The organism is Enterococcus sp. JNUCC 77 (genome assembly GCF_054819945.1).
This window is the reverse complement of record NZ_JBTHIG010000002.1, coordinates 94,959-113,094: the sequence shown is the minus strand read 5'-3', so window position 1 is coordinate 113,094 and position 18,136 is coordinate 94,959. Positions and strand designations below refer to the sequence as shown.

At 35.4% G+C, this 18,136-nt stretch carries 15 protein-coding genes and 1 pseudogene; 9 read left to right on the top strand and 7 right to left on the bottom strand.

Annotated features, from left to right (window positions below; genetic code table 11):
* Positions 1 to 11: 11 nt before the first annotated feature.
* The 6 genes from ACVWNY_RS13380 to ACVWNY_RS13355 all read right to left on the bottom strand — a co-directional run bounded on the left by ACVWNY_RS13380 (position 12) and on the right by ACVWNY_RS13355 (position 7,130).
* Positions 12 to 1,004: an aliphatic sulfonate ABC transporter substrate-binding protein gene (locus ACVWNY_RS13380; RefSeq protein ID WP_218326039.1), complete on the bottom strand. Its 993-nt coding sequence runs from the start codon at positions 1,002 to 1,004 to the stop codon at positions 12 to 14.
* A gap of 12 nt (positions 1,005 to 1,016) precedes the next feature.
* On the bottom strand, positions 1,017 to 2,519 hold the full coding sequence (locus ACVWNY_RS13375; RefSeq protein WP_454072126.1) for an AMP-binding protein: 1,503 nt from the start codon (positions 2,517 to 2,519) through the stop codon (positions 1,017 to 1,019).
* The gene (locus ACVWNY_RS13370) at positions 2,519 to 3,652 is read right to left on the bottom strand and encodes an acyltransferase family protein (protein ID WP_218326037.1); all 1,134 of its coding nucleotides are present in this window, start codon (positions 3,650 to 3,652) and stop codon (positions 2,519 to 2,521) included. The genes ACVWNY_RS13375 and ACVWNY_RS13370 overlap by 1 nt, the downstream gene beginning before the upstream one ends.
* 280 nt (positions 3,653 to 3,932) lie before the next feature.
* Positions 3,933 to 4,820, bottom strand: coding sequence for a diacylglycerol/lipid kinase family protein (locus ACVWNY_RS13365; protein WP_218326036.1), 888 nt, complete (start codon positions 4,818 to 4,820; stop codon positions 3,933 to 3,935).
* Positions 4,821 to 4,918: 98 nt separating this feature from the next.
* The gene (locus ACVWNY_RS13360; protein ID WP_218326035.1) at positions 4,919 to 6,100 is read right to left on the bottom strand and encodes a galactokinase; all 1,182 of its coding nucleotides are present in this window, start codon (positions 6,098 to 6,100) and stop codon (positions 4,919 to 4,921) included.
* A 4-nt stretch (positions 6,101 to 6,104) separates the two neighbouring features.
* Entirely contained in the window at positions 6,105 to 7,130 is a 1,026-nt protein-coding gene (locus tag ACVWNY_RS13355; protein WP_454072125.1) for a galactose-1-epimerase, read from the bottom strand.
* 144 nt (positions 7,131 to 7,274) lie between these two features.
* Here ACVWNY_RS13355 and ACVWNY_RS13350 point away from each other — a divergent pair, with 144 nt between their 5' ends.
* From ACVWNY_RS13350 to ACVWNY_RS13340, 3 genes are all read left to right on the top strand, one after another.
* Entirely contained in the window at positions 7,275 to 8,180 is a 906-nt protein-coding gene (locus ACVWNY_RS13350; protein ID WP_218326033.1) for an AraC family transcriptional regulator, read from the top strand.
* Positions 8,181 to 8,323: 143 nt separating this feature from the next.
* Complete coding sequence (locus tag ACVWNY_RS13345) at positions 8,324 to 9,829, top strand: zinc ABC transporter substrate-binding protein AdcA (RefSeq protein WP_218326032.1); 1,506 nt, start codon at positions 8,324 to 8,326, stop codon at positions 9,827 to 9,829.
* A gap of 35 nt (positions 9,830 to 9,864) precedes the next feature.
* Positions 9,865 to 10,011, top strand: coding sequence for a hypothetical protein (locus ACVWNY_RS13340; protein ID WP_218326031.1), 147 nt, complete (start codon positions 9,865 to 9,867; stop codon positions 10,009 to 10,011).
* Positions 10,012 to 10,055: 44 nt separating this feature from the next.
* Here ACVWNY_RS13340 and ACVWNY_RS13335 read toward each other — a convergent pair whose 3' ends face one another.
* A complete protein-coding gene (locus tag ACVWNY_RS13335) occupies positions 10,056 to 10,292 on the bottom strand; it encodes a GNAT family N-acetyltransferase (protein WP_425514611.1) in 237 nt (78 codons plus the stop codon).
* Positions 10,293 to 10,657: 365 nt separating this feature from the next.
* Between ACVWNY_RS13335 and ACVWNY_RS13330 the strand changes: the two genes are divergently transcribed.
* From ACVWNY_RS13330 to ACVWNY_RS13305, 6 genes and pseudogenes are all read left to right on the top strand, one after another.
* Complete coding sequence (locus ACVWNY_RS13330; protein ID WP_218326030.1) at positions 10,658 to 10,897, top strand: hypothetical protein; 240 nt, start codon at positions 10,658 to 10,660, stop codon at positions 10,895 to 10,897.
* A gap of 153 nt (positions 10,898 to 11,050) precedes the next feature.
* Positions 11,051 to 11,494 (top strand): MarR family winged helix-turn-helix transcriptional regulator, encoded by a 444-nt coding sequence (locus tag ACVWNY_RS13325; protein WP_218326029.1) that lies wholly within the window; start codon positions 11,051 to 11,053, stop codon positions 11,492 to 11,494.
* Positions 11,495 to 11,513: 19 nt separating this feature from the next.
* Positions 11,514 to 13,277, top strand: a complete 1,764-nt coding sequence (locus ACVWNY_RS13320) for an ABC transporter ATP-binding protein (RefSeq protein WP_218326028.1) — start codon at positions 11,514 to 11,516, stop codon at positions 13,275 to 13,277.
* On the top strand, positions 13,270 to 15,021 hold the full coding sequence (locus tag ACVWNY_RS13315; protein ID WP_218326027.1) for an ABC transporter ATP-binding protein: 1,752 nt from the start codon (positions 13,270 to 13,272) through the stop codon (positions 15,019 to 15,021). Before ACVWNY_RS13320 ends, ACVWNY_RS13315 begins: the two co-directional genes overlap by 8 nt.
* Before the next feature lie 450 nt (positions 15,022 to 15,471).
* A pseudogene (locus ACVWNY_RS13310) lies at positions 15,472 to 17,169 on the top strand (bifunctional metallophosphatase/5'-nucleotidase); the annotation flags it as partial.
* Positions 17,155 to 18,120, top strand: a complete 966-nt coding sequence (locus tag ACVWNY_RS13305; RefSeq protein WP_454072342.1) for a 5'-nucleotidase C-terminal domain-containing protein — start codon at positions 17,155 to 17,157, stop codon at positions 18,118 to 18,120. The pseudogene ACVWNY_RS13310 and the gene ACVWNY_RS13305, both read left to right, overlap by 15 nt.
* Positions 18,121 to 18,136: the final 16 nt, after the last annotated feature.

Below are 18,136 nucleotides of genomic sequence, written 5' to 3'. Positions count from 1 at the left end.
CTCAATCCTCCTTAATCCGATGTTTTCAACCAGGCATCAGTGACTGTAATTTGATTGTCAATGAAACCGTATTGATAAAAAGTATCGGCAATATCTTGTTGCTCACTCATAATTTCATCAGAAATTTCATCCATGCCATAGGTTCGACGATTCACCATTAACTCAGCAACAGAAGCATCTAATTTTAATGTTTCAGCTAACTGTTCGGCAATTTCGGTTTTATGATTGTTGACCCAATCTAGTGAATTAGCCATTTCTTCCACCACGATTTGATTGATATCTGTATTTTCAGAGGCAAATTGTTTAGACGATAAAATAAAATCACGGTCAGTAGAGAAACCTTCAGCAGTGGTTAAAATCTGCGCATTCATTTCTTCTTGCGCCGCTGCAGTATAAGGATCCCAAACTACCCAAGCATCGACTTGATTATTTTCTAAAGCAATTCGTCCTTCAGATGGATCTAAATATTGAATGTCTACGTCTTCTGGGGCTAAGTCAACACTTTCCAAAGCTTTAATCAAGAAATAGTGAGCACTCGATCCTTTCGAAACTGCAACTTTTTTTCCAGCTAAGTCTGTTAAAGCGGCAATTGTGCTACCCTCAGGTGTTAAGATCGCGCTACCTTCATATTTTGAGCTGCTGGCGGTCACGTAAACAACATCTGAGCCGGTGCTTTGTGAAACGACTGGTGGGGTATTGCCTGTCCGTCCATAATCAATACTACCAGCGACTAAAGCTTCCATTAAGGCAGAACCATCTGTAAATTGTTTCCATTTTACTTTATAACCTGCTTCATTTAAACGTTCTTTTAAACCGCCTTCGATTTGAGCCAGGTTAAAGATGTCGCCTCGTTGATAACCAATCGTAATGGTTCCTGCCGAACCTGAGGAATTATTAGAATCATTGTCAGTTCCATATAAATGCTGATAACCTGTCCAAACTCCTGCAATCCATAAAACACCGACAATTATAGCAGCGATTTTTTTAAATACGTTGTTCTTCATCTTAAATCTCCTCTAAGTAAATTGTTCGATTAGTTTTTTTCGTTGGATCTTTCCGGTAGGGCCTGCTGGTAACTCCTTCACGAAGTAATAAAATTCTGGTCGTTTAAAGGCTGAAAGTTGATTTTCACAATGCTGTTGAATTTTTTTTAGTAGTTGCTGACTTTCAGTTATATCTGGTTTTAATACAATAAAGGCAGCTACTTTTTGTCCAATAATCGGATCGGGAACGCCTACCACAGCAGTATTATCAATCTCTGGTAGCTGTAATAAGACATCTTCAACTTCATAAGGACTAATTTTTTCACCACCGCGATTAATAACCTCTTTTTTACGTCCGACAATAAATAAATAACCTTCATCATTTAGATATCCGACATCACCGGTATAAAACCAGCCATCTTTAAAATCAGTATTGTCTGGTCGGTCGACATAATAATCGATTACGTTCGCTCCTCGAATGACAATGTCACCAACTATTTCTGGTGTTAATAATTGATTTTCTTCATTGACAATTTTTAATTCTAAGCCATATGGTTTGCCAACTGAACCAAAAATATGTTTTTCAGGAGGCAGTGGGTTGATACAGATTTGGCTGGCAGCTTCTGTCATACCATAAGATTCAATAACTGGTACATTAAAAGTTTTTTCGAAGCTTTCAGCTATTGATGGAGCTAAGGGTGCTGATGCTGATCGAATAAAGCGTAGGTTATGTGATATTTTTGTGTCAGGTTGCTGACGTTTTAACAAAATAGTTAAAATTGCCGGCGCAACTGAAACCCATGTAATTTTTTCATCAGTAATGATTGACCAGAATGAACGGGCACTGAATTTCTTACCAATAACAATTTTTCCGTCACTTAAAATCGTTGATAATAAGGAAATCACTTGTGCGTTAATATGAAATAAGGGAAGACAAACATAAGTAATATCTTCATCTGTTAATTGATGAGACTCACGAATATTTCTGGTTGCCGCAAATAATTGTTCATGGGAAATACCGACCGTTTTAGGTTCTCCAGTAGTTCCTGAGGTGAACATTTGGATTGCAACACTGGATTCAGTCAATAAGGTCCGTCCATTGGCATAGTTTTCTTCAGTGATTAATAATTGATTGCCAAATAAATCTTGATTTTGGGTTAATTTGAAGCTGTCGACAATTTCTTGATCAGTCAGTAAATCTTCCCGAAATTCTTCTAAAAGTACGCCGCGATAAGGACGTTTTACCAAGATGCGCTCTAATTCACGGGCGGGAATTTCTGGATTGACTGAAGTAATGGTGATGCCACTAGTTAAAGCGGCTAAATAAAACAAGACAAAACGATAAGAATTCGGCACAGCAATAATCAAGGCATCATCTGGTTTGAGGCCATTTTTTTTGAAGACTTCAGCGATTCGTTCGACTTCAGCTGTTACTTCTTCTTTGGTGTACCATTGATCAGCAGCTAAATCTTTGATGAAATTTTGGTCTACTGATTCATGTAAAATTTTATTTAAAGTGGTTGTTAGGATCGTCATTACCTACGACCTCCAGTTAATTTTTTTTGATGCTTTCGTCCGATTAAACTGGACAATGGCGATTTATATAATAAGTAGGAAATAATAAAAGATAGTCCAAATACGAAAATAAATAATAAGGGGATTGCTGGTAGAGCAAAAACTTTATGGTCACGTAAGACGGGAATTAAGAAAGTCCTCATCAGGGTCATGCCAATATATTGTGTCAAATAAATACCAAATGATAATTGAGCAGCTAATGAAATGTAACGGCTGAATAACTTTTCTGGATATTTTTCACGGTAAGCAGCCCAACGGCGTCCTAAGTTTAAGGCAAACAGCACGATAATTGTTGCGTAAATGACAAATAATGGCTGATGGACTGATTTTGCATTAGATTCGGATAAGCCAAGAACTTGATAATTCCATAAATAATAAGCGCAAATGACTGGGATAGATAATAAAGCCAGCCAATTAATCTTTCGTTTATGGCGTTCAACAAAAGCAGTGAAGCGGTCATAGTTTAATGATGCGATACCGCCAGCGATGAAATACAATTGGTACGTTCCGACAAAAATACCCCAATGAGAAAGGAGATATGGCCAGTTGCTCATATCAAAATCTCGAATTTTATATTTAATGAAGAAAGTCATGGCTAATTGTAAAAGATAGCTGATCGCAAAGATTAATTTGGAATGTTTTCTGAATCTCTTTAAAAATAATAATAGGAAAGGGAAAATTAAATAAAGTTGCATGGTGACTAGCACGTAGTAAAGATATGCCTGATCGCCATGAATCAAGTGACCCCAGAAATCACCAATTACTTTTTGTAAGGTTTCAGTCGGTAAAGCGAATAGGCTGTATACCATATTCCAAAAAATGTAAGGAATCCCAACAGACACATAACGTTTTCTCCAAAAAGAAAAAACTTGAAGATCCTTATTGCGATAGGCTAAAAATAAAACCAAACCAGTCATAAACATAAAACCCATCCGAGTAAAATGTAAAGAGGCATGTAAGCTGCCTAAAACTGTATACATAATCGCCCCAGAATCAAATAAACCTTTTACAATACCGGTAATATGATTTAATAAAACCCCACTAATGAAGAAATTTCGCATGAAATCCACTTCATATAAATATTTCTTTTTCACTAAAGACTTCCTTTCAAATCCGCTAAAAAATTTCAGTACTCTTTATTTTACCAAAATTTACTAGTTGATTACACTAAAACGACAATTTAATTCTGAGAAAATAAGATTTTTTTATCGTATATTATTATCGAATTATAATAAAAGAACTTTGCAACCTCAACACTTTGAAGGTGAAGAAAAATTGAATAAAGTGTGAAGGGGGAAGAATAATTAAACACTCATAAAAATTAAAGCGATTTCAAAATAAGTCTAATGAAAAAAACTCGAGACATGCTCGAGTTTAAGGAACTAGAATGGTTAATTTATGTTTTTGGACGTCAATTTCAATCGGTAAAGTACCGGCATCATCACCATCTATCCGAACTTTGATATCACTTTTCCCATGAATTTTTAGTTCTGATTCATGGAAATATTGAACAGTTGGAATTTTACCAATCTGTCCCCGCAAAACATTATGGAGATTCATTAAATACATCAAAAAATGCATGCGAGGTAAAATTGTAATATGCATCAAACCATCATCAGCTGTAGCTTCTCGGTCAAAATCAGGAAAGCCGCCAACCGAATTCGACATAGTAATGGCTAGAAGTTGGCAACTTTCTTGCCATTCTTTCTTTCCAGTAGAAAAACTCAATAAATATTTCTTCTTTTTCGCTAGCATTTTGACAAAATTTCTGACAAAAGGCCATTTACCATATTTTTGCTTTTCCTGTTGGGAAATGTTTGCTGCAGTGTCGGCTAAAATTCCGACAGTCAAACTAGAAAGCAAGACTTCTTTTTGATTGACTAAGGCATAATCGACTTTCTTTTGATGGCCAGCTAAAATGATTTCTGCCACTTCTTCAGGATCTTTTGGAATATCTAAAGCAGTCGCAAAATTATTTACCGTTCCTCCCGGTAGAATCGCAAATTGAAATTTGTCCATGTATTGGTCAAAGGCTTGGACAATATGTCGCAAGGTTCCATCGCCGCCCGTCATAACAATTGTATCGAAGTTTTCAGATACAGCTTTATTCGTTAAAGTTTTAGGATCAATTTTCGGCCCGGTTTCTGCTAGGTCGATGGTGTTTTCTGAGTTATTTTTTTCTAAGCTTGTTTTTAGATCTTCCGCTAAATGTTTGCCGGTGTCTTTGCCGGAGCTTTGATTATAAATAATTAAAATCTTCATTTTTATCCCTCCATTATTTACCAACAAGTTTCAAATTAAGACTAGCACAAGCAATCAAAAAGAACCAACCGCAAGCCTTGCGATTGGTTCAAAAAAGTTTATAAAGCTAGCTGATTGATTTTGGTAGTTCCATTTCCGATATGCGCAACATAAAAATCTGCCTCATAACCGATAACATCCAGATATTTTGACCCGACATTTTCTTCGAAAGCTGGAATTTCACTTTCTTTTACGAGCGCGATGGCGCATCCGCCAAAACCAGCACCAGTCATTCGAGCTCCTAAGACACCATCTTGTTTTTGGGCTGTTTCTGCTAGCGTATCTAGTTCAATGCCAGTAACTTCATAATCTTCTTTCAAAGATTGATGTGAGGCGTTCAATAATTTTCCAAAAGCACTCAAATTACCTTGAACCAATTCATCTTTGGCGATTAAAGTTCTTTGATTTTCTGTTACTGCGTGGCGCGCTCGTTTAATTAATGTTTCATCAGCAATTAAATCCGTGTTGGCTTCAAAAGTTGTTTCGTCCAAATCACCTAGAGCCTGAATATCTAATTTTGTTTGTAAGCGGCGTAGGGCTTCTTCACATTCACTGCGGCGCTCATTATATTTTGAATCAGCTAATTCTCGGCGTTTATTGGTATTCATAATGACAATCGCATAATCATCTAATTTTACTGGCACCATTTCATAGGCTAAAGTATTGGTGTCTAACAGAATCGCTTCATCAATTTCACCAAAACCAATCGCAAATTGATCCATGATCCCAGAGTTTACACCGATAAATTCATTTTCAACTTTTTGTCCTAATTTTACTAATTCCAAACGGGTAGTATCTAAGTGAAATAAATCCTCTAAAGCTACCGCTGCTAATAATTCCAATGAGGCACTTGAAGAAAGTCCAGCACCGTTTGGAATCGTGCCAGAAACTAATAATTCAAAGCCAGTATCAATCTTGTGACCAGCCTCTATTAATTTCAATACGATGCCTTTAACATAATTTGCCCAACTATCTTTTTTATCAAAGCTCAAATTATCGATTGAAAAAGAAATGACACCAGCGTCAGGAAAGTTTATCGAATAAACTTTGACTTGATCATCTGTTCTTTTAGCTGCTACTCCAGTCGTGCCAATCGTGATGGACGCAGGGAAGACATGCCCACCGTTGTAGTCAGTATGTTCCCCGATTAAATTAATCCGACCCGGAGAAAAATATTGATTAGTTTTTTTTGCGCCAAATATTTCATTAAATTTAGTTGTTAATTCTGTGTTGATTTTCATATGCTTACTCCTTAAAGTTTATTTTGTATTCAGTAATGGTTTCTTTAGGAAAATCTGCCGGTAGAACAATGTTTCCAAAGCTTGAAAAACGTTCAGCTCCAGGAGCAAATTGGGTTTCAAAAGTCAAGCCTTGATGGCGGCCAACTTTTTTTCCTCTCATTAAATAGTAGTCCTTACCAAAATTACCGCTAAATAGAACAACTGTTGGACGATCGGTAAATAATTCGATGGCCAACTTTTCATCTGGACTAGTTAATTTTGCTTGCATAAAACGTAAACCCGTTTGCTTGAAAAAGAAGGGATGATCAATGCCATCAACGATTTCCGATTGTGGTTGACGGCTGTTAAAGAAGTCGATGATTTTCTTTTCTTGTTGAAAATCAAACGGAGTCCCTCTTACGTCGGCTTTTGTTCCGTCAGTAATCCCGCTATTAATGATCGGTGCGAAACTATTGCTATTTAAATAGAGACTGTGTTGATCGATAGTCTCACTTAAATCACCAGATAAATTAAAGTAAACGTGGTTGGTAGGATTAAACAGAGTCGCTTCATCTGTCACACCACGAGTTGTTACTCGCCAAAGATTGTCCCTAGTCAAAGTATGACGAACTTCCACTTCTAAATTTCCCGGAAAACCGTGAGTACCATCTGGGCTAGTTAAACGAAATAAAACCGATGCTTCATTCTCACCATTTAAAATAGTATACTCCCATTTAGCACTTTCAAATCCTGGCATTCCACCGTGCAAGTTATGAGGACCACTGTTTTGGCTGACTTGATAAGTTTTTTCGGCAATATTAAAACGGCCATTGGCAATTCTTCCGGCTGTCCGACCAATTGTCGCCCCGATAGTCAAATCGTTGTCTAAATATTCTTGCGCCGAATCAAATCCCCAAACCAATTCTCGATTTAAGGCTTTTAATGAAACAATTCGTGCCCCTAAATCAGAAACGGATAATTCCACCCCATTTTTGTTTTCAACTGTAATTAAATGGTAATCTTGCCCAAAATCTGTTTCTTTTATCTGCATGCTTTATTTTCCTCCCAAAAGTCATTTCGGATTAATTATAAACTAACAAGAAATCGTTTTCTATTGTAGATACTTGTGTGACTATCATTTAACTTTTTGTTGCAAAAGTCAAAAATTTTGCTAAGCTGAAATTGAGGTGACGATATGGAACGAGCAATATTTTTACGAAAAGATAAAAAGCAAATAAACGGGGATTTGGTCTTTGATTTTTGTGGTGTTTCTCAAACGATGCCTTTCCATTCTTTTGGTCCAGCAATCCGCGAAAATTTCGTTTTACATGTTGTTTTGGAAGGAAAGGGTATCTATCAAGTCAAAGATCAGCAATTTCAACTGGAAAAAGGCGATTTATTTTTGGTTCGTCCAAATGAATTAACTTTTTATCGCGCCGATGGTAAAAATCCTTGGTTATATGCGTGGATAGCTTTTAGTGGGGAAAGTGCGGAAAAAATTATTCAAGAAACATTACTAAAAAAGAATGCTTATACGATGAAGACCAGTAAAATGCAACAATTTGTTCAATACATTTTAAATTGTCTCAGTTTTCAACAAAATGATTTATCAAGTGAATTACAGTTAAATGCGATTACCAATCAATTTTTAGCAGAACTATTACAGGACCAAGGGCATATCTATTTCGCTGAGGAAAAAATTTACTCGCCATTGACTATAGAAGCAATGGAGTACATCCAAAAAAATTATCAAAAAGATATTACGGTGACTGAAATTGCCGAGGCGTTGTCAGTCAATCGCAGCCATTTATCTAGAGTTTTTAGTAATCACTTAACTACGACGATTAAAGATTATTTGACAGGTGTCAGGATAAATCAAGCCGCTTTTTTATTATCCTTTGGAGAAGATTCGATTGAGACAATTTCAGAAGCGGTAGGATTTAACAGTTTAGTAGTTTTTTCTCGGGCCTTTAAAAAAAGTACCGGCGAAACCGCTAGTCATTATCGAAAACGAATGAAAGAAAATCAATTTCAAGATGTTTCATTAGATCGTTTAAAAATCCAATTGGAGCAACAAAAAATTATTTCTAGAGCGACTTAAAATGAATGTTCATTCATATATGCAAATATTTTTAAAGATATTTGCGAAAATAGATTGACAAGCAAAAGTTTTTTCAGTAAACTCCTCGAGAACAAATCGTAAGCATTACATTTTGTTCAAATAAAGCGTAATGGGGAATAAGAATGAAAAAATTAGTTTTGTCAGGAATTATTTTATTGACGGGGATATTATTAACTGCTTGTGGCAGTAATCAAACGGAAACTGAAAAGTTGCAGGTTATGACTTCTTTTTATCCGATGTATGATTTCACTAAAAATATTGTGGGAGATGTTGGCGAAGTAGAATTATTGGTACCTGCAGGCACGGATGCTCATGATTACGAGCCTTCAGCTAAAAAGATGGCGCAATTACAAGAATCCGATGTCTTTGTTTACAATAATGAAAATATGGAAACTTGGGTGCCGGATGTTGAAACAACTTTAAAAGAAGGCGATGTTAAAATCATTAAAGCCACAAAAGATATGGTTTTATTACCTGGCAGTGAAGAAGAGGGTCACGATCATGATCATAGCGAAGCCGGTCATAGCCACGAATTGGATCCTCACGTTTGGCTTTCACCAAAATATGCAGCCAAACAAGTCGCAATTATTCGAGATCAATTAAGTGAGGCGTATCCTGAACAAGCCAATCAATTTAATGAAAACGCAGAAAAATATTTAGCCAAGCTTACCGATTTAGATCAAGCTTATACGGAAAAATTATCCACTGCTACGCAAAAAAACTTTGTCACTCAACATACTGCTTTTAGTTATTTAGCATTAGACTATGGGTTAAACCAAGTTTCTATTTCAGGTATTTCATCGACTCAAGAACCAACAACAAGTCGTTTAGCCGAGCTAAAAAGTTACGTAGAAGATAACGATTTGAAATATATTTATTTTGAAAAAAATGCCTCAGATAATGTCGCCCGTACTTTAGCCGATGAAACTGGGCTAGAATTATTGATCTTGAATCCGTTGGAAGGTTTGACAAAGGAACAAACTGAAGCTGGTGAAGACTATGTTTCCATCATGACTGAAAATCTAGACAATTTAGCAAAAACAATTAATCAAGAAACCACTTCTAAAGCACCAGAAAAGCAAGTTGAAAAATCTGTTTATAATGGCTATTTTGCTGATGAAGATGTAGAAAATCGTCCACTGAGTAATTGGTCAGGAAAATGGCAGTCTGTTTATCCTTACTTAGAAGATGGTACGTTAGATCAAATATTTGATTACAAAGCCAAATTAAAACAAGATAAAACGGCTGAAGAGTATAAAGAATACTATACTACCGGCTATCAAACCGATGTTGAAAAAATTGAAATCACTAAAGATACTATGAAATTTACTAAAGCAGATGGTACATCTGAAGAAAGTAAATATCAAACTAAAGGTTACCAAATATTAGATTATGAAGCTGGTAATCGTGGCGTTCGTTATTTATTTGAAGCAGTCGATAAAAATTCACCTTATCGTTATGTACAATTTAGTGATCATAGTATTACTTCAAGTGATTCTGGTCACTTTCATATTTATTTTGGCGCTGATAGTCAAGAAGCATTATTAGCTGAAATGGATCACTGGCCGACTTATTATCCAGAAAAAATGTCTGGTATCACAATTGCGCAAGAAATGATGGCCCACTAAAATATGGTATAATTATCTAAAAAAGAGGTGCAGCCATGAAAGTTGAAGTCCGAAATAAAGATTTTAAATACAGCTTAGAATTTTCAGAGAAACGTCTGCAAAAAATGGTGACCATTGTTTGTTGCACAGTGATTATCAAAAATCTATTGAAGTATGAAATGTTGAAAGATAGACAGGCATAGTGCCCTGTCTATTTTTTTAGCGAATTTTTGAATAAAGGAAGTTGTCAAAATATTTTCCGTCTTTGAAGATACTTTCCCGCATTTTCTAGAACTTTTGAAGAAGCTTGGTTATAAGCAAAGGGACGAGCGTAAATGCGATGAACAGTAGTTTTTAAAAATAATTCATCAATAAAATCAATAATAACTTTAGACATAATGCCTTGATTACGATAATCTTTTCCAAGCCAATAAGCAATTTCAGCATTATTTAGATAAATATCAGAATCAAAAAAAGCACCGATACACCCAGCAATTTACTGATTTATGTGAATACTTCTGACATATTCTTTTTGATCGTTACTCTCTGCAAAAAAATCCACCATTTTTTCACAGTCGGCTAGATTTTTAGGAAAATTATTACTCATGTTTTGGTATAAAACTATATCATTTGATTGATGAAAGAAAAGTTCACCTTCATTTTTTTCCAACGAGCTAATTTAAATTTTTCCATAATGTACCTCCCGAGATATTTATCATTAGTATACAGGTCTGGATTTTGTAACAGAAGATTTATTTTCTATTAATAGAACAAAACTCTTAAGCAAACTAATTTTGCTTATTTGTCAGCCATGTTATTATGATGAAAATCATTAAAGGAATGACAGTTATGACCAATCAAGAAGCAACTATTTGGCTGAAAAATTTTTATCAAAAAAGCAATTCCATCCAATATAATCCTTTTAACAATCCAGACTCTCAACTAGAGGAATTCTCATCAATAGAGACTCAAATGCAAATTGCCACTGAAGATTTTGGCATATCGTTGGAAGCAGCTAAAAATGCCCATCGCGAAATGCTTAAGCAAGAAATTTCTTTCAAGGTATTTGAAAGCTATCATTTTTTCTAAGGAAAAAGTGGTAGTTTTTTTATGCTTATAAGTATAACTAGTATGGATTTCTTTATGCCTAAAAAAATAAAGAAGTTGAATACTTTTTCTTGACTTTCATGAAAATTTCCTTAATATAGTTAGCGGGGTAACTAATATTTTTGGAGGTGACATATGATAGGCAAACATAGTGAAGTTGGCTTTGAATTACGGGAGTTAATGATTCTATTGAGTCGAGTGATTGATCAGGAAGCTGCGGCGCGGAATGTAGATAAACTAAAGGGTCCGCAAGCTTGGGCACTGGGATTTATTAAAAAAAATGATCATCGTGCGATCTATCAGAAAGATATCGAAGAAGAATTATCTATTAGAAAACCAACTGCCAGTCGTTTAATTGATCGAATGGAAAAGAATGGTTTTGTGAAAAGAATTCCTTCCATAGAAGATAAGCGCTTAAATCAGATTGTCTTAACTAAAAAAGCTGAAAAAAATATGAACCAAATTGATGATTTAGTCCAAACGGTTGAGGGACGATTGAAAAATGGTTTGACTGAAGAAGAAGTTCAAACTTATTTAAAAATCACTAGAAGAATCAAAAAGAATTTAGAAAATAACTAAAGATTTAAGGAGATTGTGTATGTTCAGATTATTTAATAAAACAAGCAAAATGGAACGGCTGTTAGTCATCATCAGCTTTTTATTTATTTTGCTGCAAGTCGGATTAGAATTAAAAATTCCCGATTACATGTCAGATATTACCCGCTTACTACAGGAGCCGGGGACTAAGACTGGAGATATTTTGACACCAGGATTTAAAATGATTGGATTGTCATTAGCAAGTTTCGCGGCATCAATTATTGTTGGTTATTTTGCGGCACGGATTGCAGCGGGTTTAACGATGCGCATTCGAGGAGAAGTTTTCCAACAAGTCACCGACTATTCAACTAGCGAGATTCAACATTTTTCTGTGCCTAGTTTAGTCACGAGAACTACGAATGACTTAACACAAATTCAAATGTTGATTGCGATGGGTCTGCAAGTCGTTATCAAAGGTCCAGTTACAGCAGTTTGGGCAATTACTAAAATTGCTGGACAAAATTGGCAGTGGACAGCAGTTACTGGAGTGGCCGTTTTCTTCCTATTGGTAATGTTGACATTGATTATGGTCTTTGTTCGTCCTAAATTTGCGATGGTGCAAAGTATTACCGATAATTTAAACGGTATTACCCGAGAAAACTTAATTGGTATTCGGGTAGTTCGGGCTTACAATGCCGAAAAATATCAAGATGCAAAATTTGAAGGTGCCAATAATGAATTGACGGCGGTGAACTTATTTGCCGGTCGGATGATGTCTATGTTCAGTCCGGTCATGACACTGGTTTCTAGCGGATTGACTTTAGGCGTATATTGGATTGGGACATTCTTGATTCAAGATGCCGTAGGTATGGATAAATTGACTGTGTTTTCTAACATGGTGGTCTTTACTTCTTATGCTATGCAAGTAGTGATGGGCTTTATTTTGATGACGATGATTTTCTTCATTTTACCAAGAGCTTTAGTTTCTGCTCAACGGATTAATGAAGTGTTAGACTTACAACCATCGATTCAATTTACTGATAAAGAAGTTGAAACAACTGATGTAAAAGGGAAGATTGATTTTCGTAATGTCACTTTTGCGTACCCAGATGCCAAAAATCCAGTTTTACATGATGTGAATTTTAGCGCCATAGCTGGTCAAACAGTTGCCTTTATCGGTTCAACTGGTAGTGGTAAAAGTACGATTTTGAAATTAATTCCACGATTGTTTGAAATTTCAAAAGGTAGTTTAAAAATCGATAATCACGATGTAAAAGAATATCCGCAGGATGAATTAAACGATATTATCGGTTACATTCCACAAAAACCAGTGCTGTTTTCTGGAACGATTCGGTCAAATATGGAAATGGGAACCAGTAAAGCTTATCCATTAGATGATGAAAAAATCAATCGTGCCTTAGAAATTGCTCAAGCGAAATCTTTTGTTGATGAAGAACCTGAGGGCTTAGATGCAAATGTAGCCCAAGGCGGAACCAATTTTTCAGGTGGACAAAAACAACGGTTGGCGATTGCCCGAGTAATTGCCCGTGAGCCAGAGATTTTAATTTTCGATGATTCATTTTCTGCTTTGGATTACCAAACTGACCAAAAACTTCGGAGTATTTTAAAAGAAGAATTGCCCGAGACTACAAAATTAATTGTGGCACAAAGAATCAGTACGATTATGGATGCCGATTTGATTATTGTTTTAGAAGAAGGTCACGTTGTTGGCTCTGGTACTCACAAAGATTTATTAGCGAAAAATCAAGTCTATCAAGAAATTGCTTATTCACAACTATCTAAGGAGGAATTGGCCCATGAATAAAAAAAATAATAGCCATTTAAACTGGGCAAATATTAAAAAATATGCCGGCCAGTATACAATTCCTTTTATCATTGCAGTAATTTTTGCCACAGTTGGCAGTATTACGACAATTTTAGGACCTGATCAATTAAGTGAAATTACCAACACGATAACTGCGGGGTTAACTGGAGATATTGATACTGATAAAATCGTTCGCATCTGTATTTTCTTAGCAACATTGTATGGAATCGGCGCAGTGATGAGTTATGTTCAAGGTTTTATTACGACAACGATTACCCAAAAATTCTCTAAAAAATTACGGACGCAAGTATCCGAAAAGATTGATCGTTTACCTTTACAATATTTTGATTCTCATAAACAAGGGGATACTTTGTCACGGGTAACCAATGACTTAGATACAGTTGGGCAAAGTTTGAATCAAAGTTTAGGTTCATTGGCACCTTCAGTCACTTTATTAATCGGTTCAGTCATTATGATGTTCCATAATGACTGGATGTTAAGTTTGACTGCAATTATTTCTGTCTTTTTAGGATTTGCGGCAGTGGTTTTAATTTTATCAAAATCACAAAAGCATTTCAGTGGCCAACAACGAAAACTTGGTGCAGTCTCAAGTTTTGCAGAAGAAGTTTATTCAGGTCACAGTGTCATTACGACTTATAATGCCAAAAATGAGGTTAATGAGGAATTTGGCAAATTAAACCAAGATTTATATAGTAGTGTATGGCGGGCCCAGTTTTTATCAGGTATTATGCAACCAATGATGAGCTTTATCGGAAACTTTGGTTATGTAATGGTCTGTGTAGTTGGTTCAGTCTTAGCTCTAAATGGTACAATTACTTTTGGTGTGGTTGTAGCCTTTATGATTTATGTGCGAATTTTTACCAATCCATTGGCACAATTAGCCCAAGTATTTTCTACTTTACAATCAGCTAGCGCAGCTTTAAGTCGCGTGTTTGAATTCTTAGATGAAGAAGAAATGGCTGATGAATCTTATAAAAAAGTTCAATTACAAGATACGATTGGCAATGTCCATTTTGATCATGTATCATTCGGTTACAATCAAGACCAAACGATTATCCATGATTTTTCAGTCGATGCCAAAGCTGGTGAAAAAATTGCGATTGTTGGTCCAACCGGCGCCGGTAAAACGACAATTGTAAATCTATTAATGAAATTCTATGAAGTCAATCGTGGAAAGATATTGATTGATGGAAAAAGTACTGGCGATATGACACGTGAAGAAGTCCACGACCAATTTTGTATGGTTTTACAAGATACTTGGTTGTTTGAAGGAACAATAAAAGAAAATTTGATTTTCAACCAAGAAGGCGTGACAGATGAAGCTGTCATCGATGCATGTAAAGCAGTTGGGATTGATCATTTTATTAATACTTTGCCAAAAGGATACGACACTGTTTTAGATGATAGCATTGAGTTATCTGTTGGACAAAAGCAATTAATGACAATTGCTCGTGCTTTAATTAAGCAAGCACCAATGTTGATTTTGGATGAAGCAACAAGTTCAGTTGATACTCGAACAGAAGAACTCATTCAAAAAGCGATGGATAAATTAATGGAAGGTAAAACTTCTTTTGTGATTGCTCACCGACTATCTACAATTCGCAATGCGGATAAAATTTTAGTTATGAATCATGGCGATATCATTGAACAAGGGAACCATGAAAAATTAATGGCTGAAGGCGGCTTCTATGCTGATCTATATAATAGCCAGTTTGCTAAATAATTTTGGTGCACTTGAGAGCTTGGCTCTCAAGTGTTTTTTTGTCTCCAAACGCTCAATAAAAAACATATGATATTTTTTTCTAGTAGAAATGAGATATTTTATACTTGTCACAACTCAGTTATAAAAAGACAGTTAGATCAATATTTTTTGGAATAAATCTCTTTTTATTTATTTAATTAGTATATATATTATGGATTCGTCGACATAAATATAAAAATTAAAATAACTAAATTTTAAGTTATAATAATTTGGAAAACCCTTTCAAAATAGGGAGGGAATTGGTATTCTTATTTTAGACAAAAAATATTGTCAGGAGGATTTTTTTTGAAGAAAATGAAAAATAATTTTAAATTAGGAATGACGCTTACAACAGGAATATTATTATTTGTGGGTGGAATTATTTACCAAGGTCAAGAGGCTCAGGTAGCTGAAGCGGCAGTAAGTAATGGAAAGTTGACGATTTTAGGTACGTCAGACGTTCATGGACAATTATGGGATTGGTCTTACGAAGACAATAAAGAAGTACCTGTAGGTTTATCTCAAGTAAGTAGCACAGTAAATAAAATTCGTAAAGAAAATGCAAATGGTGTGGTATTAATCGATAATGGGGATATGACACAGGGCACGATTATGACCGATGATATTTACAACAAAGACAAATTTTCAGAACCAAATCCGATGATTAAAGCCATGAATTATATCGGTTATGATTCTATGACTTTAGGAAATCACGAGTTTAATTTCGGTTTAAGTTTAATCGATAAAATTCAAAAAGAAGCAGAATTTCCTATTCTAGCAGGAAATATTTATCAAAAAGGGACGAACACGCGCTTTGTAAATGGTACAACGATAAAAGAAATAGATTTTGATGGCGATAATCAAATAGATTTAAAAGTGGGAATTTTAGGTTTAGTGACTCCTCATATTCCGAAATGGGATGGCGCAAAAGTTGAAAGTTTAGATTTTAAACCTTTAAAAAGCGAAGCTGAAAAATCAGTTAAAGAACTAGAAGAGCAAGGTGCTGATATTGTGGTAGCTTCAATCCATGCTGGTCGGCAAGATACCGATCCGGCGGCGGCTGCAGATGAAGTAATAAAAAATGTTTCTGGTATCGATGCTTATATCTTAGGCCATGACCATAGTTCTTATGCATTAAAAGTTGCTGGACCAAATGGTGAAGTGCCAGTAGCAGGACCGAAAGATACTGGGACAGAAATGATTCAAATTGATTTGAATGTAGAAAAGAATCAAGATGACTGGCAAGTTTCAAATAGTGAAGCAAAAATTGTTGATACAACCACAGAACCTGCTGACGAAAAATTAAAAGATGCAACCAAAGAATATCACGAGACTACAGAAGCTTATATCTCTGCTGTGATTGGGAAAGCTTCAGGAGATTTCTTACCGCCACAAACAATTAAGGGGATTCCTGAAGCACAACTACAACCAACAGCCATGATTTCTTTGATTAATAATGTACAAAGAGAAGCGACGGGCGCTCAATTGGCGGCTTCTGCTTTATTTAAAAGTGATAGTGCCTTGCCGGCAGGAGATTTGACTTATTCCAATGTTTTTGATATTTATAAATATCCTAATACATTAGTTAGTGTGAATATTACTGGTGCAAATTTATTGAAATACATGGAAAATCAAGCTGCTTATTACAATACGCCTGAGGAAGATGACTTAACCATTAGTTTTAATAAAGATATTCGCGTCTATAATTATGACATTTTTTCAGGAATTGACTATAAAATAGATATTTCCAAAGGAACAGGCAACCGAATTATTAATCCAACAATAGCAGGAAAAGCAATCGATCCTGCAGCGAATTATTCGATTGCCATGAATAATTATCGCTATGAAGGCTTACTAGCTGCGGGAATCGTAACTGAAGCCCCATTAGTATCGACTGATCCCGAAACTTTGCGAGGATTAATTACCGAATATATCAAAAATAAAAAAGTTATTTCACCTGAAACCGAAATTGAAAAAAACTGGGAAGTAATTGGTTATAATTTTGATTCAGATTGGCGCAATGCAGCGATTGAATTAGTCAATAGTGGTAAAATTACCGTCCAAAATTCAGAAGATGGCCGCACACCAAATGTTAAAGCTATTACTAAGCAAGATGTGATTGATGCTGGTGTGACACCAGTGGTAGATGAAATTATCTTAAAAAGTAATCCTTATTTGTTCAATGGTGTAAGAGAAAATATTAGCACCAGAGAAACTAATCTAGGAAATCTAATCGGTGATGCGATGCTTAGTTATGGGCAGACCGGCTTTACTGGCGGAGTTTCTGATTTTGCGGTGATTAGTAGTGACAATATTCAAGCAAGCATTGAAAAAGGTCAGGTAACTGCCAATAATGTCAAAGCCGTTTTACCGGAAGAAAAAAATATTTCACAAATTAAAGTAAGAGGTGCACAAGTTCAAGAAATGTTTGAGTTAGCGCTAGCAGCAGATGTGCAAAAGGATGTTTCAGGATCAGTTATTTTAGATGATTATGGACAACCAAAACTAAGTGTTAATCATCATTTCCTACAGATTTCTAACTCGATTCGGATGTATTATGACACAAATAAAACGGCGACAGTATTGGCATCAAATCCAGATAACACAACTGGAAAAAATATTGTTGGGGATCGTGTGTTAGCAATTGAGGTGTATAATCAAGATAGTAAAAAATTCGAAGCATTAAAAGCAGATAAAGAATATAGAATGGCTATCAATGATTCGTTGACTTCCGACTTTACAACTTTAAATGGTGAAAAAGAAGTTGGCCCAACTTTAACTACTATTTTAACTAATTATTTGAAAACACCTGAATTAGATTTAGAAGCGTACGATAAAGAGTTTGCGAACAGTCGCATTATCTCGATTTCTGAAGCGAATTATCGGAAAATGTTGCAACCAGAAGAAGAGAAGAAAAACGATCTGCTTTTATTAGATACAACTCCAAAAAATAATCAACAAAAACCATATAGTATTTTGCCAAAAACCAACGAAGAAGTCGCAGCCTATGCTGGAATTGGTATTGTTCTGATTTTTGTATCAGGCTATGGTTTGTATCGTCGCAATAAAAAAACAGTTTAACAATTAATCACTAGAA